The sequence below is a fragment of the Acidovorax sp. ACV02 genome (assembly GCF_014851475.1).
GTDB lineage: Bacteria > Pseudomonadota > Gammaproteobacteria > Burkholderiales > Burkholderiaceae_C > Acidovorax > Acidovorax delafieldii.
Genome location: NZ_JACUZU010000001.1, coordinates 598,283 through 620,342 on the forward strand (window position 1 = coordinate 598,283; position 22,060 = coordinate 620,342).

The following is a 22,060-nucleotide window of genomic DNA, read 5'->3' on the forward strand; positions in this document are numbered from 1 at the left end:
GCTGCAGGCGGTTTTTGGCGGGAAACCCGCGCGTGATCAGCTGAAGAAGTTCTTCAACCGGTCCGTCCAGCTCTCGCCGCTGGGCGAATGGCGTGCGCCGCCCTTCTTGAGGGAGTCTTCCAGCTCGCGCAGCAGCTTGCGCTGGTGTTCGGTGAGCTTGACGGGTGTCTCGACAGCAATGTGGCAGTACAGGTCACCCGGGTAGCTGGCGCGCACACCCTTGATGCCCTTGCCGCGCAGGCGGAACTGCTTGCCGGCCTGGGTGCCTTCGGGGATGTCGATGGCCGCCTTGCCCTGCAGGGTGGGCACCTCGATCTCGCCACCCAGCGCCGCTGTGATGAAGCTCACCGGTACCTGGCAGTGCAGGTCGTCGCCGTCGCGCTCGAAGATGTCGTGTTTCTTCAGGCGGATCTCGATATACAGGTCGCCCGGCGGGCCGCCGTTGGTGCCCGGCTCGCCGTTGCCGGTGGAACGGATGCGCATGCCATCGTCGATGCCGGCAGGAATCTTCACTTCCAGCGTCTTCTGCTTCTTGAGCTTGCCCTGGCCATGGCAGGTGGTGCAAGGCTCAGGAATGATCTTGCCCGTGCCACGGCAGTGGGGGCAGGTCTGTTGCACGCTGAAGAAGCCCTGACGCATTTGCACGGTGCCCGCGCCTTGGCAGGTGCCGCAGGTCTTGGCGCTGGTGCCGGGTTTGGCGCCGCTGCCATGGCAGGTGTCGCAGGTGTCCCAGGATGGGATACGAATCTGCGCGTCTTTGCCGCGAGCTGCTTCTTCGAGCGTGATCTCCATGGCATAGCTGAGGTCACTGCCACGGTAGACCTGGCGTCCACCGGCGCCACGCCCGCGCCCGCCTTGTTGGCCGAACATGTCGCCAAAGATGTCGCCGAAGGCTTCCGCAAAACCGCCAAATCCTTCTGCTCCCGCGCCACCAGGGCCGCGCATGTTGGGGTCTACCCCCGCATGGCCATACTGGTCATAGGCCGCACGCTTTTGTGGGTCCGAGAGCATCTCGTAGGCCTCTTTGGCCTCCTTGAACTTCTCCTCGGCAGGCTTGGCTGCGTCCCCCTGATTGCGGTCAGGATGGTGCTTCATCGCCAGCTTGCGATAGGCCTTTTTGATTTCTTCGTCCGAGGCGTTCTTCGGAACACCCAGGATTTCGTAAAAGTCTCGTTTGGACATAGTGATTCAGAACCCGGTTGGAACAGGAACGCCGCGCAGCCCCTGACGAGCATTGCGCGGCGGCTCGGGTCAACGGGGGCTCGTTCAGCCCTTCTTGACTTCCTTCACCTCGGCATCAACGACGTTGTCGTCGTCTGCGGGCTTGTTGGCTGCACCGGCCGATGCGCCTGCGGCGTCTGCACCACCGGCCGCCTGGGCGGCTTGCGCTGCCTGCGATTCGGCGTACATCTTCTCGCCCAGCTTCTGGCTGGCGGCCATCAGCGCGGTCGTCTTTTCGTCAATCGCGGCCTTGTCTTCACCCTTGAGGGCTTCTTCGAGGGCCTTCACGGCTGCAGCGATCGCGTCCTTTTCACCTGCGTCGAGCTTGTCGCCGTGTTCGGCCAGGCTCTTATTGACGCTGTGCACAGCGGCTTCACCCTGGTTGCGGGCCTGCACCAGTTCCAGCTTCTTCTTGTCGTCCGCAGCGTTCAGCTCGGCGTCCTTCACCATCTTCTGGATTTCTTCTTCCGACAGGCCCGAGTTGGCCTTGATGGTGATCTTGTTTTCCTTGCCGGTGCCCTTGTCCTTGGCGCCCACGTGCAAGATGCCGTTGGCGTCAATGTCGAACGACACTTCGATCTGCGGAACACCACGGGCTGCGGGTGGAATGCCTTCGAGGTTGAACTCGCCCAGCAGCTTGTTGCCGGTGGCCATTTCGCGCTCGCCCTGATAGACCTTGATGGTCACGGCAGGCTGGTTGTCATCGGCCGTCGAGAAGGTCTGAGCGAATTTCGTCGGGATGGTCGTGTTCTTGGTGATCATCTTGGTCATCACACCGCCCAGGGTTTCGATACCCAGCGACAGTGGGGTCACGTCCAGCAGCAGCACGTCCTTGCGGTCGCCCGACAGCACTTGGCCCTGGATGGCGGCGCCCACGGCCACGGCTTCGTCAGGGTTCACATCCTTGCGGGGGTCCTTGCCGAAGAATTCCTTGACCTTCTCCTGCACCTTGGGCATGCGGGTCATGCCGCCGACCAGAATCACGTCATGGATGTCGGACACCGACACGCCCGCGTCCTTGATCGCCATGCGGCAAGGAGCGATGGTGCGCTCGATCAGCTCTTCCACCAGTTGTTCCAGCTTGGAGCGGGTCAGCTTGATGTTCAGGTGCTTGGGACCCGAGGCGTCGGCCGTGATGTAGGGCAGGTTGATGTCGGTTGCTGCCGAATTCGACAACTCGATCTTGGCCTTTTCGGCGGCTTCCTTCAGGCGTTGCAGGGCCAGGACGTCCTTGGACAGGTCCACGCCTTGTTCCTTCTTGAACTCGCCGATGATGAAGTCGATGATGCGTTGGTCGAAGTCCTCGCCGCCCAGGAAGGTGTCACCATTGGTCGACAGCACTTCGAACTGCTTTTCGCCATCCACGTCGGCGATTTCGATGATGGACACGTCGAACGTGCCGCCACCCAGGTCATACACGGCAATCTTGCGGTCGCCCTTTTCCTGCTTGTCGAGGCCAAAGGCCAAGGCTGCAGCGGTGGGCTCGTTGATGATGCGCTTGACATCAAGGCCAGCGATGCGGCCAGCGTCCTTGGTGGCCTGGCGCTGGGCGTCGTTGAAGTAAGCGGGCACGGTGATGACGGCTTCCGTCACGGGCTCGCCCAGGTAGTCTTCAGCCGTTTTCTTCATCTTGCGCAGGATGTCTGCGGACACCTGCTGGGCCGACAGCTTGTTGCCGCGCACTTCGATCCAGGCGTCGCCGTTGTCGGCAGCCACGATCTTGTAGGGCATCAGGTCGATGTCCTTTTGCACTTCTTTTTCGGTGAATTTGCGGCCGATCAGGCGCTTGACGGCGTACAGCGTGTTCTTGGGATTGGTCACGGCCTGGCGCTTGGCCGAGGCGCCGACGAGGATCTCGCCGTCTTCCTGGTAGGCCACGATGGAGGGCGTGGTGCGTGCACCTTCGCTGTTTTCAATCACGCGGGTCGTGTTGCCCTCCATGATGGAAACGCAGCTGTTGGTGGTGCCCAGGTCAATGCCGATGATTCTTCCCATGATTTTTCTCCGAATGCTTGAATGGTTTGGATGGCTAGTAACTTGTGGATAACTTGGTTTGCTTCAAGTCTTCCAGGTCGATTTTTTTGAGGCTTACTTGGGCGCAGTCACGGTGACCAAGGCTGGGCGCAACACGCGCTCCGCGATCACGTAGCCCTTTTGCAGCACAGCCACCACAGTATTGGCTTCTTGCTCCGCGGGCACCACGCTGATGGCCTGGTGCTGGTGGGGGTCGAACTTGGCGCCTGCGGCGGGGTTGATGGCCACCACCTTGTTGCGCTCCAGCGCAGACGTCAACTGGCGCAAGGTGGCGTCGGCGCCTTCGCGCAGCTGCTGGGGCGTGGCCTCCTTGATGGCCAGGGCCGCGTCCAGGCTGTCAGCCACGGGCAGCAGGCTCTCGGCAAAACTCTCGATGCCGAACTTGCGGGCCTTGGACACTTCCTCTTCAGCGCGGCGGCGGGCGTTCTCCGCCTCGGCCTTGGCGCGCAGGAACTGGTCCGCCAGATCGGCACTTTTGGCCTTCAGCTCGGCCAGCTCGCCCTGCAGGCGTGCCAGCTCATCGGAGGCGTGGGCGGCCATGGCGGCTTCGACTTCTTCGGGGGCGGGGGCGCTTGGGGAGGGGTTGGTTTGGCTGTGGTCTGACATGTCAGGATTTGAAGAGGTAAAAAAGCAGTACGCGCGGCATCTGGGGGCTTGCCGGGAAATATCAAGGTCTGCGCCAGGGATTTGTCGTTATGACGGCACTGGGTTGGCGCAAGTGGTTGTAAGGCATGTCGGCCCAACCGCCGTTTTTGCAAGGGCCGCACCTTCCATGGCTGGACAAATGGGGTGTGGACGATGCTGTAGCGGGTGTGCTGAGTGTACAAGCGCAAGCGGTCGGGTTATAATCGCGGGCTTTCCCTTGCCACACCACTTCTAGACGCGGTGGGTGGTCTCACCCAAAAGGAGTCTGCATGCGTCATTACGAAATCATTTTGTTGATCCATCCGGATCAAAGCGAACAAGTTCCAGCCATGCTGGAGCGCTACAAGGGCATGATCACCGCTGGCGGTGGCAAGGTGCACCGCGTGGAAGACTGGGGCCGTCGTCAACTGGCGTACCTGATCAACAAGCTGGCCAAGGCCCACTACCTGTGCGTGAACATCGAAGCCGACCAGGCTGTGATGGCTGAACTGGAGCACGCCTTCAAGTTCAACGACGCCGTGCTGCGCCACCTGACCGTGCAAAAGAAGAAGGCTGAAACCGGTCCTTCCTCCATGATGAAGACCGTCGAGCGCGAAGAAGCCCGCAAGGCCAGCCAAGCTGAATACGCAGCGGCCGGCGAGCGTTGATCCTCTTCTCTCTTTGGAGTGGAGAACCGCGTCGTCTTGACCGCCTGCATCGCAGAGGCTGAGCCCCTGCGATACACGCCCGCCGGACTGCCTGCCCTCACGCTGCGCCTCGAACACGAGTCCCAGCAAACCGAAGCAGGCCATCCCCGCGAAGTCAAGACCGCCATAAAAGCCACCGCATTTGGAGCGATGGCTGAGCGACTGGCAAGGCAAAACATCGGAAGTCTCTGGACTTTTCATGGATTTCTGGCCACACCGCGCAATGGCAAGACTGCAGTGCTGCACATCCAGGATATTCAACAAAATTAATTTTCAAGGGGTCCGCAATGGCCACGTTCAAGAAGTTCAACAAAGACAAGCGCCCAAAGCGCAACACCCAGTCCCTGCTGTTCAAGCGCAAGCGCTTTTGCCGCTTCACGGTGACCGGTGTTGAAGAAATCGACTACAAGGATGTCGATACGCTGCGCGATTTCATCGCCGAAAACGGCAAGATCATCCCCGCACGCCTGACCGGCACGCGCGCCATCTTCCAGCGTCAGCTGAACACTGCCATCAAGCGCGCACGCTTCCTGGCCCTGGTGCCTTACAGCGACCAGCACAAGATCTAAGGAGCACAACCCATGCAAATCATCCTGCTCGACAAGGTTGTGAACCTCGGCAACCTCGGTGAAATCGTCAAGGTCAAAGACGGCTACGCCCGCAACTTTCTGATTCCCGCCGGCCGCGCACGTCGCGCCACCGAAGCTGCCAAGGCAGAGTTCGAAGCCAAGCGCGCTGAACTCGAAAAGGCCGCTGCTGCCAAGCTGGCAGAAGCACAGGCCCAAGGTGAAAAGCTGGCCGGTACCACTGTCAAGCTGACACAAAAGGCTGGCGTGGATGGCCGTCTGTTTGGTTCCGTGACCAACCATGACATCGCCGAAGAGCTGAATAAGCAAGGCTACAAGGTTGCCAAGTCGCAAATCCGCCTGCCCAACGGCCCGATCAAGGTCGTGAGCGACAGCGCTGTGAGCGTGGCTCTGCACACCGACGTGGTCGTGGAAGTCAACGTGTCGGTCTACGGCGAAACCGCCTGATCGTCCGTCAGGACCTCTCAAAAAAGCCGCCCTTGGGCGGCTTTTGTCTTTGTGTGACCGTAGTTTGTACACGGTTGCCCACGGGTTACCCCCGCCTTATCCACAGACTTGTGCCATGACGACACGCCGCGTGGGCGATAGCATGCCGGGTTAGCTCCAAGGATTCCATGTCTGCCATTTTCCCACCCCTTGATGATGGATTCACGCCCGTGCCGGACCGTGAAATTGCCCAGCTGCGTGTGCCACCGCACTCCATCGAGGCGGAGTCCAGTGTGCTGGGTGGTCTGCTGCTGGACAACAACGCCTGGGACCGCGTGGGCGACCTGCTGGTAGAAAGCCATTTCTATCGCCACGAGCACCAGATGATCTACACGGCCATTGGCGCGCTGATCAATGCCAGCAAGCCAGCCGACGTGATCACGGTGTTCGAGCACCTCCAGAACCAAGGCAAGGCGCAGGAGATGGGCGGGCTGGCCTATCTGAACAATCTGGCGCAATACGTACCCAGTGCCAGCAATATTCGGCGCTATGCCGAAATCGTTCGCGAACGCGCCATCCTGCGCAAGCTGGTCACGGCCAGCGACGAAATTTCGACCAACGCGTTCAACCCCCAAGGCAAAACGGTGGAACGCATTCTGGACGAAGCCGAGGCCAAGATCTTTGCCATTGGCGAAGAGGGTTCGCGCACCAAGCAGGGCTTCCAGTCGCTCGATACGCTGGTGATTGACCTGCTCGACCGCGTGCAGGAGATGGCTGACAACCCTGTGGACGTCACGGGCGTCCCCACCGGCTTTGCCGACCTGGACCGCATGACCAGCGGCTTGCAGGCGGGCGACATGGTGGTGCTGGCAGCCCGCCCGTCCATGGGCAAAACCTCGTTCGCGGTGAACATTGCTGAGCACGTGGCGCTCAACGAGGGCTTGCCGGTCGCCATCTTCTCGATGGAAATGGGTGCCGCTCAATTGGCGGTGCGTATCGTGGGCTCGATCGGCCGGGTGAACCAGGGCAACCTGCGCACCGGCAAGCTCACCGACGATGAATGGCCGCGCCTGACCGAAGCCATCGAGAAGCTGCGCACGGTGTCGCTGCACATCGACGAAACCCCGGGCCTCACGCCTAGCGAGCTGCGTGCCAACGCGCGCCGTCTGGCGCGCCAGTGCGGCAAGCTGGGCCTGATCGTGGTGGACTACTTGCAGCTCATGAGCGGCTCGGGTTCGTCGGGATCGGACAACCGGGCGACGGAGCTGGGCGAAATTTCCCGGGGCCTCAAGATGCTGGCCAAGGAGCTGCAGTGCCCGGTGATCGCGCTGTCTCAGCTCAACCGCTCGGTGGAGCAGCGTACCGACAAGCGCCCCATGATGTCCGACCTGCGCGAATCGGGCGCCATCGAGCAGGACGCGGACATCATCATGTTCATCTACCGCGACGACTACTACAACAAGGACTCCAAGGAGCCCAACGTGGCCGAGGTCATCATCGGCAAACAGCGGAACGGCCCCACCGGAACCGTGAAGCTGTTCTTCCAGAAGAACCAGACGCGCTTTGAGAACCTGGCGATGGGTTCAGGCGACGATTTCTAATAAAAATAGCTGCTAGCGCCGGTTTTATATGTGCTGGAAGCTATTGAATTTATAGCGAACAAGTTCTGGCGCCATGCCGTACAGTGCCCGCGGTTCCAGGCTCCCAGCGTGCGCGTTATCGCTATTGCTCTATTGAGTTAGTACCCACACCAGCAAACCTGTGCATGCCACTGCCAGCATGCTCACCGCCATGGTGAGCCATTGCTGGCGTCGGCGCAGCACTTCCACTGCCTGCACCACCTGGGCATGCTGTTCGGCCAGGGACTGGATCAGCATGGCGGACTCTTGCTGCTCTCGCTCCAATTGCGCCACGCGGTCACGCAGATGCTGAAGCTGCAAGGCCACCGGAATGGCGGGCTCGCCAACGGCGCCATCGAGTGCAGCCGTCGCCGCTTCGGCCTTCCCTTTTTGGGTGGTGCCCAGCAGCTTCTTGGCCGCCTGCAGGATCTGGGGCGTCGCCTCGATGACGTCGCCCCAGGGTACCAGCTTCAGTGCTGCAACCCAGCCTGCCGCCAACTCAGAGCACCTCGCTGGCGAAGTCCGCCAGGCGTGAGCGTTCGCCCCGCGCCAGGGTGATGTGCCCGCTGTGTGGCCAGCCCTTGAAGCGGTCCACCGCATACGTCAGGCCGGAGGAGCCTTCGGTCAGGTACGGTGTATCGATCTGCGCCAGGTTGCCCATGCAGATGATCTTGGTGCCGGGGCCTGCCCGGGTGATCAGCGTCTTCATCTGCTTGGGCGTCAGGTTCTGCGCTTCGTCGATGATCACGTACTTGTTCAGGAAGGTTCGCCCGCGCATGAAGTTCATGCTCTTGATCTTGATGCGGCTGCGGATCAGCTCATTGGTGGCCGCGCGGCCCCACTCGCCTGCGTTGCCGCCATCGCCCTTGGCCAAAAACTCCAGGTTGTCATCCAGTGCGCCCATCCAGGGGCCCATCTTCTCTTCTTCGGTGCCGGGCAGGAAGCCGATGTCCTCGCCCACGCTCACGGTGGCGCGGGTCATGATGATCTCGGTGTAGCGGCGGTCGTCCAACACCTGAGTGAGGCCTGCGGCCAGGGCCAGCAGTGTCTTGCCGGTGCCTGCGGTGCCGGTCAGGGTCACGAAGTCGATCTCGGGGTCCATGAGCAGATTCATAGCGTAGTTCTGCTCGCGGTTGCGGGTGCTCACGCCCCATACCGCGTTTTTGGCCGAACCGTAGTCCTTGAGGGTCTGCAGGACCGCTGTTTTCTCGCGGATTTCGCTCACGCGCGCAAACAGGCTGGGCTCGCCGGGGGCTTCAAAGTACACAAACTGATTGATCATCAGCTGCGGCACGATGGGCCCGCCGATGCGGTAGTAGGTGTGGGCGCCGCTCTGCCAGCTTTCAACGTTCTTGCCGCTCTTGGCCCAGAAGTCGGGGGGCAGGGCCAGCACACCGGCGTACAGCAGGTCGCCGTCTTCCAGTGTCTTGTCGTTCTGGTAGTCCTCGGCGTTCAGGCCCAGGGCGCGCGCCTTGACGCGCATGTTGATGTCCTTGGATACCAGCACCACCTCGCGCGGGGCGTGCAGCTTGCGCAAGGCTTCGACCACGCCCAGGATCTGGTTGTCGGCCTTGCCGGGGGGCAGGCTGGTGGGCAGGCTGTAGTCCAGCGGTACGGTCTGGAAGAACAGGTGGCCGCCCGCGGCGCGCTGGCCGGTGGAGTCGAGCTTGAGGCCCTCGGCCATGTCGGCGCCCTGGGCGGCCGCCAGCGCATCCAGGGTGCGGCTGGCTTGGCGGCCGTTGCGCGCGACTTCGGTCATGCCCTTCTTGTGGCCGTCCAATTCTTCCAGCACGATCATCGGCAGGAAGATGTCGTGCTCTTCAAAGCGGAACAGGCTGGTCGGGTCATGCAGGAGCACATTGGTGTCCAGCACGAAGAGCTTGGTCGGGCCGTGCGATGCGGACTTGCGGCTGCGTGTGGTGGTTGCGGTGGCTGGCGCGGGGCTGGCGGTGACGGCAGGAGGAGTGGCGGTACCGCGCGCCTTGCGCGTGCCAGTGCTGCGAGCCACGGGAGCGGCAGAGGGGGCGGCTGTCCGGGTTCGTGTCTCGATTTGTAGCAGTGGAGCGGTGTCAGGCGCTGCCAGCGACGAGGCCACACTGTCTGCCTTGCGTCCCGCGCGGGCTGGGGCTGCAGCGGCGCGCTGAGGCATGGCAACGGCTTCGTTGGCCGAGGTGGTGGCTACGCGGGGGCGGGCCGTGACTTCAAAGGCTTCTGGCGCGAGGAGTGCAGCGCGCCGGCTGGGGGCGGGGGGCAGGGGCATGGTGGCAGGGCCTCGGTCGGTAAAGGGGTAACGGATGGGGTCAGAAAGCAAAAAGCCGCCTGGAGGCCAAGGCGGCTTTTTGAATGGGTGCTAACGGTGCAAGAACCAGGGGCATTGACCCATTATGCCCACTCCACGTGTCTTGCCAGGGCAAAACGGGCGGTGTGTCGCGTGGATGCTCCAGTGCCCTTTGGTGGATTGCAACGGTCGCAGCAGCGCTGACGCGATCAGGTTCTGCTCAGGCGGCCTTTTTCAGGGCCTTGAGGGATTTGACGGTCTTGAGGACTTCGTCCACGTGGCCTGGTACCTTGAGGCCGCGCCACTCTTGCACAAGCAGGCCATCGGGGCCGATCAGGAAGGTGCTGCGCTCGATGCCCTTGACCTTCTTGCCGTACATGATCTTGTTCTTGACCACGCCGAACATGTGGCACATCTTTTCTTCGGTGTCGGCGATCAGCTCGAACGGCAGTTCCAGCTTTTCCTTGAAGTCGTCGTGCGACTTCATGTTGTCGCGCGAGACACCGAACACGGCTGCGCCAGCTTTCACGAAATCCTTGTACTTGTCGCGAAACTGCATGGCCTCCGTGGTGCAGCCCGGCGTGTTGTCCTTGGGATAGAAGTAGAGAACCAGAATTTGGCCAAGGTGGGAGGTGTTGGAGACCTTGATACCACCGGTTGCGTTGGCTTCAAATTCAGGGAGGGGTTTGTTGACAACGATCGCCATATCACTTCAATCTCTCAGGATGTAGTCGTTGGTAAGCCGGGGGAGTGGGTGTGTTATTGCTCTTGGTGGTGCCCCCGACCGCAACCGGTGATTTTACCCTGAAATCGGTTCCCGGCCAAATGTAAGACAGTGTGTCCTGCGTGGGGTGGCGGGCACTTTGGCACGGCCGTGCATAAGTGGCATTCCCGGTGCGCCCGACTTTGAGGCAGGCCGTGAGCGCGCGTTCAGACTTCCAGAATCAGGGCTGCGACCACGTTGCGTCCTTCGCTCGCCAGGATGTTGTAGGTGCGGCATGCTGCCTGGGTGTCCATGGTCTCCAGCCCGAGTCGCCGCGCCATCAGGGGAGCCAGCCATGCGGGCGGGGGAAAACGATTGCGCAGCCCGCTGCCAAAAATGACCAGTTCGGTTTCCAGTCCGGCCAACTGGGCGAAATGCTCCGGGGTCAGATCCTCAAAGCGGGAGCAGGGCCAGGGCTGGCGCAGGCCTGCCGACCCGATGATGACGCTGTGGGTGATCTTGTCGGCGTCGATGCCGATCCAGCCGGGGCCGTAGCCGCTGATGGTCTGAGCGTTGGAGCGGTCGGGCTGGAATTTCATGGCAGGAAGTGGTGGGCCTCAGGTGCTGCGGGGTGTGGCAGCTGCGCCCGGCGCCAGGGGATGGCAACGGTTCTGTGGTCAAATTATAGGTTTCGCCTGAGGGCGCCGGCTCCGGCGGCCTCCTGACCCCACCGCACTACTGTCAGCGCATGAAAACCGTCCAAAAATCCGCCAAGCTCGCCAATGTTTGTTACGACATCCGGGGCCCGATCATGGACGCGGCCAAGCAGATGGAGGAGGATGGGCACAAGATCATCAAGCTCAACATCGGCAATCTGGCGGTGTTCGGCTTTGATGCCCCCGAAGAAATTCAGCAGGACATGATCCGCAACCTGCCCAACTCGGCGGGCTACTCGGACAGCAAAGGCATCTTCGCCGCCCGCAAGGCCGTGATGCACGAGACCCAGAAGCAGGGCATCAAGGGCGTGGCGCTGGATGACATCTACCTGGGCAACGGCGCCAGCGAACTGATCGTGATGGCAACGAACGCGTTGCTGGACACTGGCGATGAGTTGTTGCTGCCATCGCCGGATTACCCGCTGTGGACCGCTGCGGCCAGCCTGTCGGGCGGCACGCCGGTGCACTACCTGTGCGATGAGGCCAATGGCTGGATGCCCGACCTGGAGGACATCCGCGCCAAGATCACGCCGCGTACCAAAGGCATCGTGGTCATCAACCCCAACAACCCCACGGGTGCGCTGTACTCGGTCGAGTTGCTAAAGGGCATCGTGGCCATCGCCCGCGAACACGGCCTGGTGATCTTTGCGGACGAGGTGTACGACAAGGTGTTGTACGACGGCGCCAAGCACACGGCCATCGGCTCGCTGAGCGAGGATGTGCTCACGCTCACCTTCAACTCGCTGTCCAAAAGCTACCGGTCTTGCGGTTACCGTGCTGGCTGGCTGGTGGTCTCGGGCGACAAGAAGCCCGCCAAGGACTACATCGAGGGCCTGAACATGCTCTCGAACATGCGACTTTGTGCCAACGTTCCTGGCCAGTGGGCCGTGCAGACGGCGCTGGGTGGTTACCAGAGCATCAACGAACTGGTCTGTGAGGGCGGCCGCCTGCGCAAGCAGCGTGATCTGGCCTATGAACTGATCACGGCCATCCCGGGCGTGACCTGTGTGAAACCTCAGGCCGCGCTGTACATGTTCCCGCGCCTCGACCCGGCGGTGTATCCCATCGAGGACGACCAGCAGTTCTTCCTGGAGTTGCTGCAGGAGACGAAGGTCATGCTGGTGCAGGGCACGGGTTTCAACTGGCCTGCTCCGGACCATTTCCGCATCGTGTTCCTGCCCCATGAAGACGACCTGCGCGATGCCATTGGCCGCGTGGCGCGCTTCCTGGAGCAATACCGAAAGCGCAAGCAGACCACTGTGGCGGCCGTCGCAGCCTGATCCGTCGCGTTGCCCAGAAGACAAGGCGATACGCTCCATGCACAGACCCTCCGTTCTTGACCTGGCCCGGCATGTCGCCGCCTGTGGGCTGGTGGCGGCGGGCTTGCACGGCGCTGCTGTGCAGGCTGCCGACAAGGGCAAAGAGCCCGTGAGCTTCCAGCACAAGGACTGGGCCTTGCAATGCGACAACACCCGCACTTGCAGGGCCGTGGGCTACCAGTCGGAGAGTGGCGAGTCGGAGCCGGTCTCCATGCGCCTGACCCGCGAGGCGGGACCTGACACGCCGGTGCTGGTGGACCTGCAGGTGTCCACCGAGAAAGCCACTCCAGCGTCGCTGCACCTCAAGGTGGGCACACTGTCTTTGCCAGGGCTCAAGGGCGACACCCCCAGCGTGCCTGCAGCGCAGGTGCCCCGCCTGCTGCAGGAGCTGCTCAAGAGCGAAGAGGCCACGGTGGCCGCTGGCAAGGACCGTTGGGTGCTGTCACTGGCGGGTGTCACCGCGGTTCTGCTCAAGATGGACGAGGCCCAGGGCCGGGTGGGCACACCGGGCGCCTTGGTGCGCAAGGGCACGAAGCCAGAGGCTTCCGTGCTGCCGTCTTTGCCTGCTCCGGTCATCAAGGCTGTGACCCCGATGCCTGCGCGCAAGGGGGATGCCGCACTGGCCAAGCCGCTGGTGGCTGCGCTGGGCCGCGCCAGTACCGAAGGCCAGTGCAACGGCGACGATGCGTTCAACCCCGCCAATGTGCAGGTCTACCGGCTCACGGAGCGCAAGGTGCTGCTGTCCGTGCCCTGTGGCATGGGCGCTTACAACTTCAGCAGCTTGCTGTGGGTGGCCAACGACCGCCCGCCCTACAAGCCAGAGCCCTTGCAGGACGTGGACGGCGATTTCGATCCGGCCTCGGGCACGGTGCATTCGGCGATGAAGGGCCGGGGCATTGGCGACTGCTGGTGGGTGCGTGAGTGGCAGTTCGATGGCCAGGGTTTTGTGCTGCGCAGCGAGTCTGGTGACGGCATGTGCCGTGGCTTTGCGGGTGGCGCCTGGCAGTTGCCGACCTATGTCACGCGTTGAGTGATCTGCTGCTCGACACCGCGCCCTCTACATCCCTCCCGAATCATTGTTTTTCTTTCCCTTCCCATTGCTATGAAACCCATCCAAGTAGGCCTTCTGGGCATCGGCACCGTCGGCAGCGGCGTGTTCAACGTGTTGCAGCGTAACCAGGACGAGATCAGCCGCCGTGCTGGCCGTGGCATCGAGATCACCATGGTGGCGGACCTGGACGTAGCGCGCGCCAAGGCTGTGGTGGGTGACGGCATCCAGGTCGTCAACGACGCCCGTGCCATCATCGCCAACCCCGACATCGATATCGTGATCGAGTTGATCGGCGGCTACGGCATCGCACGCGCACTGGTGCTCGAAGCCATTGCCGCAGGCAAGCATGTGGTCACCGCCAACAAGGCGCTGCTGGCCGTGCATGGCACCGAGATATTTGCGGCCGCATCGGCCAAGGGCGTGATGGTGGCCTTCGAGGCCGCCGTGGCCGGCGGCATTCCCATCATCAAGGCGCTGCGCGAAGGCCTCACGGCCAACCGCATCCAGTGGATCGCCGGCATCATCAACGGCACCACCAACTTCATCCTGTCCGAGATGCGCAGCAAGGGCCTGGACTTCGACGTGGTGCTCAAAGAAGCGCAACGCCTGGGCTACGCCGAGGCCGACCCCACCTTCGACATTGAAGGCGTGGATGCCGCGCACAAGGCGACATTGATGAGCGCCATCGCTTTCGGCATCCCGGTGCAGTTCGACAAGGCCTATGTGGAAGGCATCACCAAGCTCTCCGCCGCCGACATCAAATACGCAGAACAACTGGGCTACCGCATCAAGCTGCTGGGCATCACCAAGCGCGCCGAAAAGGGCATCGAGCTGCGCGTGCACCCGAGCCTCGTACCCTCCAAGCGCCTGATCGCCAACGTCGAAGGCGCGATGAACGCCGTGGTGGTGCAGGGCGATGCCGTGGGCACCACGCTGTACTACGGCAAGGGCGCAGGCAGTGAGCCCACCGCCAGTGCCGTGATCGCCGACCTGGTAGACATCGCCCGCCTGCACACGGCCGACCCTGAACACCGCGTGCCGCACCTGGCCTTCCAGGCCAACACGCTGCAGGGCGCCATGGACCAGCTGCCCGTGCTGCCGATGAGCGAAGTGGTCACCAGCTACTACCTGCGCTTGCGCGTCGCCGACCAGGCTGGCGTGCTGGCCAAGGTCACCGGCCTGCTGGCCGAGGCAGGCGTGAGCATCGATGCCGTGCTGCAGCGCGAGGCTGACGAAGTGGGCGGCGAGGGATCGACGCAGACCGACCTGATCATCCTGACCCACGACACCCGCGAAGGCACGATGGATGCCGTCATTGCGCAAATGCAGGCGCTGCCGACCGTGCTGGCACCCATCACGCGCATTCGCAAGGAAGAACTCAACTGATGATGGGCCACGCCACACCATGATGCTGCCTCGCCATGCCCACTCTGGTTGCCGCCCTCACGCTGTCGGCGCTGCTCAAGATGGCGCATGTCGATTTGCCGCGCTGGCATCTGGCGTTCTGGTTCGGCCTGCTGGTCGCATTGGCCCTGTTCGGGGCCATGTCGCGCACGCAGGCCCTGCTCAACGGTGTGGGCAGCTTTCTGGCCGCGTGGCTGTACTTTGTCCTGCTGGAGCGCACCGACAACCGCCAGGACCGGGCACTGCACTGGCTCATCCTGATCGGCGGGTTCTTCCTGCTGATCGCCTCGCGTCTCTACATTGACATCCGTGTGTACGGCATCAGCTTTTAGCCAGTTCACCACCTTCACCGATACCGACGGGAATCCTTCATGAAGTACCTCAGCACCCGCGGCCATGCAGACCGCAAACAGTTCTGCGACATCCTGCTCGAAGGCCTGGCGCCCGATGGTGGCCTGTACCTGCCCGAGCATTACCCGCAGGTGGATGACGCCATGCTCACGCGCCTGCGCAAGGCCTACCACGAGCAAGGCTACGCCGAGCTGGCGTTTCAGATCCTGTCGCTCTACATCGACGACATTCCTGCCGCCGATTTGAAGGCCATCTGCGCCAAGACGTACACCGCCGAAGTGTTTGGCACGGGCGAGATAGTGCCCCTGCGCCACCTCGAAAACAGTCTGTGGCTCGAAGCCCTGTCCAACGGTCCTACGCTGGCCTTCAAGGACATGGCCATGCAGCTGCTGGGCAACCTGTTCGAGTACGAGCTCAAGCGCCGCGGCGAGCAGCTCAACATCCTGGGCGCAACCAGTGGCGATACCGGCAGCGCCGCCGAATACGCGATGCGCGGCAAACAGGGCGTGCGTGTCTTCATGACCAGCCCGCACGGCCGCATGAGCGCCTTCCAGCAGGCGCAGATGTTCAGCCTGCAGGACGAGAACATCCACAACATCGCCATCGAAGGTGTGTTCGACGACTGCCAGGACATTGTCAAGGCCGTCTCCAATGACCACGCCTTCAAGCACAAGTACAAGATCGGCACCGTCAACTCCATCAACTGGGCGCGCCTGCTGGCACAGGTGGTGTACTACTTTGCGGGCTACATCCAGGCCACCGAGACCAACAACCAGAAGGTGAGTTTCACGGTGCCATCGGGCAACTTTGGCAACGTGTGCGCGGGCCATGTGGCGCGCATGATGGGCCTGCCCATTGCCAAGCTGGTGGTGGCCACCAATGAAAACGACGTGCTCGACGAGTTCTTCCGCACCGGCGTGTACCGCGTGCGCAGCAGTGCCGACACGCACGAGACGTCCAGCCCTTCGATGGACATCAGCAAGGCCAGCAACTTCGAGCGTTTCATTTTCGACCTGCTGGGCCGCAACGGCCAACGTACCAAGGCCTTGTTCGGCGCTGCATTGCAAACCTACGGCCGCTTTGACTTGAGCGCGGAGCCGCTGTTTGCCGATGCCGCCACCAAATACGGTTTTGAAAGTGGCAAGAGCACCCACGCCGACCGCCTGGCCACCATCCGCGACAACTATCAGCGCCATGGCGTGACCATTGACACCCACACCGCCGACGGGGTGAAGGTGGCCCTGGAGCATCACCAAGACCCCAACGTACCGATGATCGTGCTGGAAACGGCGCTGCCCATCAAGTTTGCCGAAACCATCGTCGAAGCGCTGGGCCATGCGCCCGAGCGGCCTGCCAAGTTTGCAGGCATCGAAGACCTGCCCAAGCGTGTACAGGTGATGCCCGCTGATGTGGACTTGGTCAAGGCCTACATCGAACGCCATTGCTCCCCTGCAGCGTTGGGGTGAACGGTCGGTACCTGCCTGTCCGCGTGAGCGGCCGGCAGATGCCGGGCGGGCCAGGACAGGCTCTTTTGTGGTCAATATTGCCCCGGGCGCTAGTCTGGTATGCACTTAAAGCTATAAATAACATAGCTAATCAAGGAGCAGTGGATGAAGGTTGTCGGTTTTGCCGGGTTTTCCGGCAGTGGCAAGACCACGCTGGTCGAGCAGTTGATCCCCGCGCTGCGGCTGCGGGGCCTGCGAGTGTCGGTGGTCAAGCATGCACATCACAGTTTTGATGTGGACCACCCGGGCAAGGACACCTACCGCCACCGCGAGGCGGGGGCTTTCGAGGTGGTCGCGGCATCGGACAAGCGCCTGATGCTAGTGCGCGAGTTCGAGCAGCCCGCCACCCTCAGCGTGCACCACCTGCTGGCGGAGCTGTACCAGGGCGTGGACTGGGTGCTGGTGGAGGGTTTCAAGGACAGCGACCTGCTCAAGATCGAAGTCTGGCGAGCCCCCGAGCCAGGGCAAGTGGCCAAGCCCGTGCGTTACCCCGAAGACGACTTTGTGGTGGCTGTGGCCACTGATGCCCCCGAGAGCCTGCCGGTCTCCACGCAATTGCCCTTGCTGGACCTGAACGCGCCCGATCAGGTGGTGGACTGGCTCATCCAGTACGAACACCGCTTTGAGCACAACTGGGAACTGTATGGAGGGCCGCTGCCATGCGCCCCGCAATGAAGCCCCTCAAGCCGCTGGACGAAGCGCTGTCGGACCTGCTGGCGCACGCCCGGCCGCTGCCAGGCACCGACACTGTCACCACCTTTGACGCCGACGGCCGCGTGCTGGCGCAGAGCTGTGTGTCGGCTTTGCACGTGCCTCCCCAGGACAACAGCTCGATGGATGGTTACGCCGTGCGCCGCTCTGATGTGGCGGCGGCAGGGGTGGTGTTGCCGGTGTCGCAGCGCATTCCTGCGGGCAGTGCGGGCGACCCACTGCAGCCCGGCACGGCAGCGCGCATCTTCACCGGTGCGCCAGTGCCTGCAGGCGCCGATGCCATCCTGATGCAGGAAGACTGTGAAGCCCTTGCGGCGGCCGATGGCCTGGGCTCGGTGCGTATCAACGCCGTTCCCCAAGCCGGGCAGTGGATCCGCAGCGCGGGCGAAGACATCACCCGGGGTGCGGTGGTGCTGTCGGCTGGCACGCGTCTCACTCCGGCCGAACTGGGCCTGGCGGCCAGCATCGGTCAGCACCAGCTGCAGGTCGTGCGGCGCCCGCGCGTGGCGCTGTTGTCCACGGGCGATGAACTGGTCATGCCCGGCGAAGTCCCGCCCGAGCAGATGCGCCCCGGTGCCATCTACAACAGCAACCGCTTTTTCCTGCGTGCGATGCTGCTACGCCTGGGCTGCGAGGTGACCGACTTGGGCATCGTGCCCGACCGGCGCGAGGCCACCATCGACGCCCTGCGCCAGGCCAGCAGCGCGCACGACCTGATCCTGACCAGCGGCGGCGTGAGCGTGGGTGAGGAAGACCACATCAAGCCTGCTGTGGAGACTCTGGGCACGCTGGACCTGTGGCAAATCGCGATGAAGCCTGGCAAGCCGTTTGCCTATGGCCAGATCCCGCGTGAAGGCGGTGCTGCCCATTTCATGGGCCTGCCCGGCAACCCGGTGTCTAGCTTTCTGACCTTTGCATTGCTGGTGCAGCCTTTTGTGCTGCGGCTGCAGGGCGTGCAGGACGTGACTCCGCAGGCCGTGGCGGTGCGTGCCGATTTCACCTGGCCCAAAGCCGATAAACGCCGCGAATTTCTGCGCGTGCGGCACAACGCGGCGGGCGGACTGGACCTGTTCAACAACCAGAGTTCGGGTGTGCTCACTTCGGCCGCCTGGGGTGATGGCGTGGCGGACAACCCGGCGGGCCAGACGATTGCGCCAGGCGATATGGTGCGGTTTATCGCGTTTTCGGAGTTGCTGGGATGAAGGTCTCTGTGCGCTACTTCGCCTCGATCCGTGAGGCCATTGGGCAAGGCAGCGAGGCGGTCGAAACCGCTGCCACCACGCTGGGGGCCTTGCGCGACGAGCTCATTGCACGCGGTGGTGCCCACGCCAGCAGCCTGGCGCGGGGCCGGGCCGTGCGCATGGCACTGAACCAGACCTTGAGCGACGAGTCCGCCACCCTGGCCGATGGGGCCGAGGTGGCTTTCTTCCCCCCGGTGACGGGCGGTTAGCCAGGGCGCTCCCGCGCTCGCCAGCACGTCACCTCAAAGCGCCTTCAAACGATCTTGCAGCGCCTTTGAGGCCGGCATCATCGGCGCGCGCAGTTCACTGTGCATCCACCCTGCACGCGCCAGCATGGCCTTGAGCGGGGCAGGGTTGGGCTCTGCAAAACACGCTTCCACCCAGGGTTGCAAGGCCTGCCACAAATGACGGGCTGCGGGCAGGTCACCCTGACGCAGCAATGCCATCAACTCCACAAAAAGCGGCGTCTGCCAGTGTGCACAGGCAGAGATGGCGCCTGCGCCGCCGAGGGCCAGCGTATGGAAGATCTGCGCGTCTTCGCCCGTCAGCACCTGCAGCCGGCCATCGGCGATCAGGGCCTGCGTCTTGGCCGTGTTGCCGCCACAGTCCTTGATGGCCTCTATGCGCGGATGCGCCGCCAGCGCCAGCAGCGTTTCGGTGGTGAGCGTGGCACCCGTGCGGTACGGAATGTCGTAGATCAGCAGGGGCACCGCGCTGGCGTCGGCCAGAGTGCGGAACCAGTGCAGCAGGCCCTCCTGCGAGGGGCGGATGTAGTGCGGGGCGGACACCAGCAGGCCTGCCACCGGGTGGTGTGCAAGGGCCTGCACCTGCTCCAGCACCTGGCCCTGGTGGTAACCCGACACGCCCATCACAACTGGCAAACCCTGGGCGGCGCTGAGCACGGTCTCCAGCACCTGCAGTTGCTCGGCCTTGTCGAGGGCCGCGGCCTCACCGGTCGAGCCGCAGGCAACGAAGCCCGCAACGCCGTCGGCACGCAGCCGGGTGGTGAGTGCGGCAAGGGCCGGGTGGTCCACGGCGCCGTCCTTGAATGGTGTGACCAAGGCGATCCAGAGCCCGCTGAACAGCGGCTGGTGGGAGGTAGCGGTATCGGTGGCAGACATGCGAAGCGTCCTTTCAGGGGTCGACCAGGGGAAGAGCCGTCCGGAGGGGGCGCGCGCGGAATGCCGGGGAGTGAAAAGAGAAAAGGAAATTTCTCTACCAGGTGGTTCCGTCGCTCATCCGGACGGAACCACAGCTCCGATCAGATGAGCTCTGGTTTTTTGGTTTTGCCCACGCACTGCAACGCCACCGCAGGTGCGGCGGTCGCGGCAAAGGTGGTGTGCGTGGACATGGGCCGCAGTATAGCCAAGTGCCCACCGTGTCCCAAGGTTGGTCAGCCTGCCTGCGGTGGCCGGGCAGCGTTGGCTGCTGATTCAGGCTGCGGCGGCACCAGCACGGGGCATTGCCACACCAGCAGCTCGGCCAGCCGGGTGACGATCCATGTCGCTTCTGCCACCGCCACGCCAGATTCGGCCGTGCACAGCCCCGCGTGGATGCGCTGCAGGATCTCGGTCTCGGAAGGCGCCTGCACGTGGTACAGCGTCTGCGCGTGCTCCACCAGGTGGCCTGCCAGGTCTTCGCACAGTTCGTAGCGGGCGCGCACGTCGTTCGCCTTTTCCGTCAGGCGCCCTCGGGTGTCGGTGTAAACCGCCATGAAGGAGGGCGGCACGTGGATCTGGTTGTCGTCATCCATGGGGTGGTTTAGTCGGGGGTGAACAGCCGCTCGAACTTGGCCTGATCGGAGGTCAGCTCGAAAGTCACCACCTGGCCCATTTTCATGTCCGACAGGCGGCAGGCGCCAAACAGCGTCGTTTTGCCCGCCAGCTCCATCACATCCAAGTCAATGATGGCGTAGGGGTGGGGCACGAAGACCTGGTGCTCGAACACATCGCGGACCGTATTGCGCGGGGATGGGTAGAGCTTGTAGAGATCGGTCTGAATCGTTTGTGTGGCCATGGGTGGAAAGGGCTTGGAAGATCACGTACCGGATCGCATGCGGGTACAGTGCGGGCGAATCGTACAGACAAACGTTATTACCAATCTATGGCACGCAATAAAAGTGAATGGCCCGCCAAGGTGCTGGCGTTGGTTCGGGGCGGCAACCTGCCCGCTGCCATTGCTCAGATCAAGGTGGCACCGACCGTGGGCGACGTCACGCGGCTGCAGGCATTGCTGGCGCAGTTGCCCTCATCGCCCGCACTGGCGCAGTTGAACAAGGTGGTGGAGGAAGAACGCGCCCTGCTGGCTGCACCACGGCTGCATCGTTCGCCCTGACGCGACTTCCTGTCTGAACTCCACACTCCCTGCTGAGAGCCTTTTGTCATGACCTTGCCCCGTGTTTCCATTCAGACCGAGGACTTTGACCTGTCCACCGAAATCGCTACCTTGCGTCGTGAGAACAAGGGTGTGGGCGCTGTCTGCAGCTTCGTGGGCACCGTCCGTGATCGCAACGAGGGGGATCAGGTGTCCTCCATGGAGTTGGAGCACTACCCTGGCATGACCGAAAAATCCATCGAAGCCATGGTGGACGAGGCCTTTCGGCGCTTCGATATTTTTGGCGCCCGCGTGATTCACCGGGTGGGTCTTCTGCAGCCCCTGGACCAGATCGTGCTGGTGGCGGTGACCAGTGCCCACCGGGGTCAGAGTTTTCAGGCCTGCGAGTTTTTGATGGACTACCTCAAGACCCAGGCGCCGTTCTGGAAAAAGGAGCAAACCTCACATGGCGCTCGCTGGGTGGATGCACGGGTGAGTGACGATGCAGCGCTCGCGCGCTGGGGGATCACAGCGGCCAACGCCTGAACAAGCCACGGCCTTTTCGCACCGCCGGCGCCACGCCCCGGGGTGTCTCTGAGGGATGCGGATGACTTCAGGCTTGGCAGCGTGGTGTGTGGGGTCACGGTTTGTGGGTGTATCCGAGGCAGGCGCCCGCATTGGCGCGCCCCTTGCACTCCCGATACAGCCGGCGGTCGCGTTCCGAGCGGCTCTCCTCGGATGAGCTTCGCTCCTGTTTCACCTTGGTGGATTTCTTTTTCTTGCTCACTTCGCTATGGCCGCTTTGGGTCGCATTTTTGGTGGTGGCGTGGCTTGCCCCGGTATGCAGCCCGAGGCCAAGGGCCAGCATCCACAAAAGCAGGGGAGCGATAACCTTGCGCAGTGCCACGTTGGTCGAGGGGTGGAGGGCCGGGGGGAATGGCATGTTGAGTGGTCCGGGGGAGTGAATGTTGGGATGCCGGGGCGCCGAGTGATCTTAAGGTGGGCTTGGGCTGCAATGCGTCGAGGCGGGCTCACGCCGATGAGGCCTGTGCTGCGGCGTATCCTCTACGCTACACCGGCGGCGAAGGGCAGCAGCAAGCCCCCGTGTTCTGGTCCGGCGAGATCGGATTGGCAATGTGCCGATAGGCCGGGCAGAGGCGAATTGGGGGCCTCGGGTTATAATCCGTGGGTTTTGCATGGTGCAAGACGCACGCCTGCGGCCGTTCCAGCTGCTGGCGCAAGTAAAAACC

The 22,060-nt window shown here is 62.9% G+C and carries 26 protein-coding genes; 15 read left to right on the top strand and 11 right to left on the bottom strand.

Going from position 1 to position 22,060, the window contains the following annotated elements:
- Positions 1 to 36: 36 nt before the first annotated feature.
- The 3 genes from dnaJ to grpE all read right to left on the bottom strand — a co-directional run bounded on the left by dnaJ (position 37) and on the right by grpE (position 3,861).
- Positions 37 to 1,182, bottom strand: a complete 1,146-nt coding sequence (dnaJ, locus tag IB236_RS02775; RefSeq protein WP_056061470.1) for a molecular chaperone DnaJ — start codon at positions 1,180 to 1,182, stop codon at positions 37 to 39.
- Between the two features lie 84 nt (positions 1,183 to 1,266).
- Positions 1,267 to 3,216 (bottom strand): molecular chaperone DnaK, encoded by a 1,950-nt coding sequence (dnaK, locus tag IB236_RS02780; protein ID WP_056061472.1) that lies wholly within the window; start codon positions 3,214 to 3,216, stop codon positions 1,267 to 1,269.
- A gap of 93 nt (positions 3,217 to 3,309) precedes the next feature.
- Positions 3,310 to 3,861: a nucleotide exchange factor GrpE gene (gene grpE / locus IB236_RS02785; protein WP_056747651.1), complete on the bottom strand. Its 552-nt coding sequence runs from the start codon at positions 3,859 to 3,861 to the stop codon at positions 3,310 to 3,312.
- Between the two features lie 308 nt (positions 3,862 to 4,169).
- Between grpE and rpsF the strand changes: the two genes are divergently transcribed.
- From rpsF to dnaB, 5 genes are all read left to right on the top strand, one after another.
- Positions 4,170 to 4,547, top strand: a complete 378-nt coding sequence (gene rpsF, locus IB236_RS02790) for a 30S ribosomal protein S6 (protein WP_015013245.1) — start codon at positions 4,170 to 4,172, stop codon at positions 4,545 to 4,547.
- A gap of 18 nt (positions 4,548 to 4,565) precedes the next feature.
- Positions 4,566 to 4,856, top strand: coding sequence for a primosomal replication protein N (gene priB, locus IB236_RS02795; RefSeq protein WP_192418700.1), 291 nt, complete (start codon positions 4,566 to 4,568; stop codon positions 4,854 to 4,856).
- 17 nt (positions 4,857 to 4,873) lie between these two features.
- Positions 4,874 to 5,155 (top strand): 30S ribosomal protein S18, encoded by a 282-nt coding sequence (rpsR, locus tag IB236_RS02800; protein ID WP_005795932.1) that lies wholly within the window; start codon positions 4,874 to 4,876, stop codon positions 5,153 to 5,155.
- A gap of 12 nt (positions 5,156 to 5,167) precedes the next feature.
- Positions 5,168 to 5,620: a 50S ribosomal protein L9 gene (rplI, locus tag IB236_RS02805; RefSeq protein ID WP_015013247.1), complete on the top strand. Its 453-nt coding sequence runs from the start codon at positions 5,168 to 5,170 to the stop codon at positions 5,618 to 5,620.
- Between the two features lie 167 nt (positions 5,621 to 5,787).
- On the top strand, positions 5,788 to 7,200 hold the full coding sequence (gene dnaB, locus IB236_RS02810; protein WP_099729723.1) for a replicative DNA helicase: 1,413 nt from the start codon (positions 5,788 to 5,790) through the stop codon (positions 7,198 to 7,200).
- Positions 7,201 to 7,329: 129 nt separating this feature from the next.
- Here dnaB and IB236_RS02815 read toward each other — a convergent pair whose 3' ends face one another.
- The 4 genes from IB236_RS02815 to IB236_RS02830 all read right to left on the bottom strand — a co-directional run bounded on the left by IB236_RS02815 (position 7,330) and on the right by IB236_RS02830 (position 10,798).
- Complete coding sequence (locus IB236_RS02815) at positions 7,330 to 7,716, bottom strand: hypothetical protein (protein ID WP_192418702.1); 387 nt, start codon at positions 7,714 to 7,716, stop codon at positions 7,330 to 7,332.
- A 1-nt stretch (position 7,717) separates the two neighbouring features.
- Positions 7,718 to 9,478 carry a PhoH family protein gene (locus IB236_RS02820; RefSeq protein ID WP_192418703.1) on the bottom strand — a complete coding sequence of 587 codons (1,761 nt, stop codon included), beginning with the start codon at positions 9,476 to 9,478 and terminating at the stop codon, positions 7,718 to 7,720.
- A 238-nt stretch (positions 9,479 to 9,716) separates the two neighbouring features.
- The gene (locus IB236_RS02825) at positions 9,717 to 10,202 is read right to left on the bottom strand and encodes a peroxiredoxin (RefSeq protein WP_015013251.1); all 486 of its coding nucleotides are present in this window, start codon (positions 10,200 to 10,202) and stop codon (positions 9,717 to 9,719) included.
- A 224-nt stretch (positions 10,203 to 10,426) separates the two neighbouring features.
- A complete protein-coding gene (locus IB236_RS02830) occupies positions 10,427 to 10,798 on the bottom strand; it encodes an Mth938-like domain-containing protein (RefSeq protein ID WP_099729725.1) in 372 nt (123 codons plus the stop codon).
- Between the two features lie 149 nt (positions 10,799 to 10,947).
- Between IB236_RS02830 and IB236_RS02835 the strand changes: the two genes are divergently transcribed.
- The 8 genes from IB236_RS02835 to moaD all read left to right on the top strand — a co-directional run bounded on the left by IB236_RS02835 (position 10,948) and on the right by moaD (position 18,706).
- Positions 10,948 to 12,195, top strand: a complete 1,248-nt coding sequence (locus tag IB236_RS02835) for a pyridoxal phosphate-dependent aminotransferase (RefSeq protein ID WP_192418704.1) — start codon at positions 10,948 to 10,950, stop codon at positions 12,193 to 12,195.
- A gap of 37 nt (positions 12,196 to 12,232) precedes the next feature.
- The gene (locus tag IB236_RS02840; RefSeq protein WP_192418705.1) at positions 12,233 to 13,264 is read left to right on the top strand and encodes a DUF1176 domain-containing protein; all 1,032 of its coding nucleotides are present in this window, start codon (positions 12,233 to 12,235) and stop codon (positions 13,262 to 13,264) included.
- A gap of 72 nt (positions 13,265 to 13,336) precedes the next feature.
- Positions 13,337 to 14,671 (top strand): homoserine dehydrogenase, encoded by a 1,335-nt coding sequence (locus tag IB236_RS02845; RefSeq protein ID WP_056061503.1) that lies wholly within the window; start codon positions 13,337 to 13,339, stop codon positions 14,669 to 14,671.
- A gap of 35 nt (positions 14,672 to 14,706) precedes the next feature.
- On the top strand, positions 14,707 to 15,021 hold the full coding sequence (locus IB236_RS02850; protein WP_056061506.1) for a hypothetical protein: 315 nt from the start codon (positions 14,707 to 14,709) through the stop codon (positions 15,019 to 15,021).
- 39 nt (positions 15,022 to 15,060) lie between these two features.
- Positions 15,061 to 16,506 carry a threonine synthase gene (gene thrC, locus IB236_RS02855; protein WP_192418706.1) on the top strand — a complete coding sequence of 482 codons (1,446 nt, stop codon included), beginning with the start codon at positions 15,061 to 15,063 and terminating at the stop codon, positions 16,504 to 16,506.
- 144 nt (positions 16,507 to 16,650) lie between these two features.
- A complete protein-coding gene (gene mobB / locus IB236_RS02860; protein ID WP_192418707.1) occupies positions 16,651 to 17,220 on the top strand; it encodes a molybdopterin-guanine dinucleotide biosynthesis protein B in 570 nt (189 codons plus the stop codon).
- Complete coding sequence (gene glp, locus IB236_RS02865) at positions 17,205 to 18,458, top strand: gephyrin-like molybdotransferase Glp (RefSeq protein ID WP_192418708.1); 1,254 nt, start codon at positions 17,205 to 17,207, stop codon at positions 18,456 to 18,458. Before mobB ends, glp begins: the two co-directional genes overlap by 16 nt.
- Complete coding sequence (moaD, locus tag IB236_RS02870) at positions 18,455 to 18,706, top strand: molybdopterin converting factor subunit 1 (RefSeq protein ID WP_099729731.1); 252 nt, start codon at positions 18,455 to 18,457, stop codon at positions 18,704 to 18,706. The genes glp and moaD overlap by 4 nt, the downstream gene beginning before the upstream one ends.
- A 33-nt stretch (positions 18,707 to 18,739) precedes the next feature.
- Here moaD and dapA read toward each other — a convergent pair whose 3' ends face one another.
- From dapA to IB236_RS02885, 3 genes are all read right to left on the bottom strand, one after another.
- Positions 18,740 to 19,618, bottom strand: coding sequence for a 4-hydroxy-tetrahydrodipicolinate synthase (gene dapA, locus IB236_RS02875; protein WP_192418709.1), 879 nt, complete (start codon positions 19,616 to 19,618; stop codon positions 18,740 to 18,742).
- 272 nt (positions 19,619 to 19,890) lie between these two features.
- Complete coding sequence (locus IB236_RS02880; RefSeq protein ID WP_192418710.1) at positions 19,891 to 20,250, bottom strand: hypothetical protein; 360 nt, start codon at positions 20,248 to 20,250, stop codon at positions 19,891 to 19,893.
- Positions 20,251 to 20,258: 8 nt separating this feature from the next.
- On the bottom strand, positions 20,259 to 20,513 hold the full coding sequence (locus tag IB236_RS02885; protein WP_192418712.1) for a hypothetical protein: 255 nt from the start codon (positions 20,511 to 20,513) through the stop codon (positions 20,259 to 20,261).
- An 87-nt stretch (positions 20,514 to 20,600) separates the two neighbouring features.
- Here IB236_RS02885 and IB236_RS02890 point away from each other — a divergent pair, with 87 nt between their 5' ends.
- Together IB236_RS02890 and IB236_RS02895 are read left to right on the top strand one after the other, a co-directional pair.
- Entirely contained in the window at positions 20,601 to 20,831 is a 231-nt protein-coding gene (locus tag IB236_RS02890) for a hypothetical protein (RefSeq protein WP_192418714.1), read from the top strand.
- A gap of 48 nt (positions 20,832 to 20,879) precedes the next feature.
- On the top strand, positions 20,880 to 21,356 hold the full coding sequence (locus IB236_RS02895) for a molybdenum cofactor biosynthesis protein MoaE (RefSeq protein WP_056061533.1): 477 nt from the start codon (positions 20,880 to 20,882) through the stop codon (positions 21,354 to 21,356).
- Positions 21,357 to 21,450: 94 nt separating this feature from the next.
- On the opposite strand, the gene IB236_RS02900 is transcribed toward IB236_RS02895, so the two are convergent.
- The gene (locus tag IB236_RS02900) at positions 21,451 to 21,753 is read right to left on the bottom strand and encodes a hypothetical protein (RefSeq protein ID WP_108497204.1); all 303 of its coding nucleotides are present in this window, start codon (positions 21,751 to 21,753) and stop codon (positions 21,451 to 21,453) included.
- Between the last annotated feature and the right edge of the window lie 307 nt (positions 21,754 to 22,060).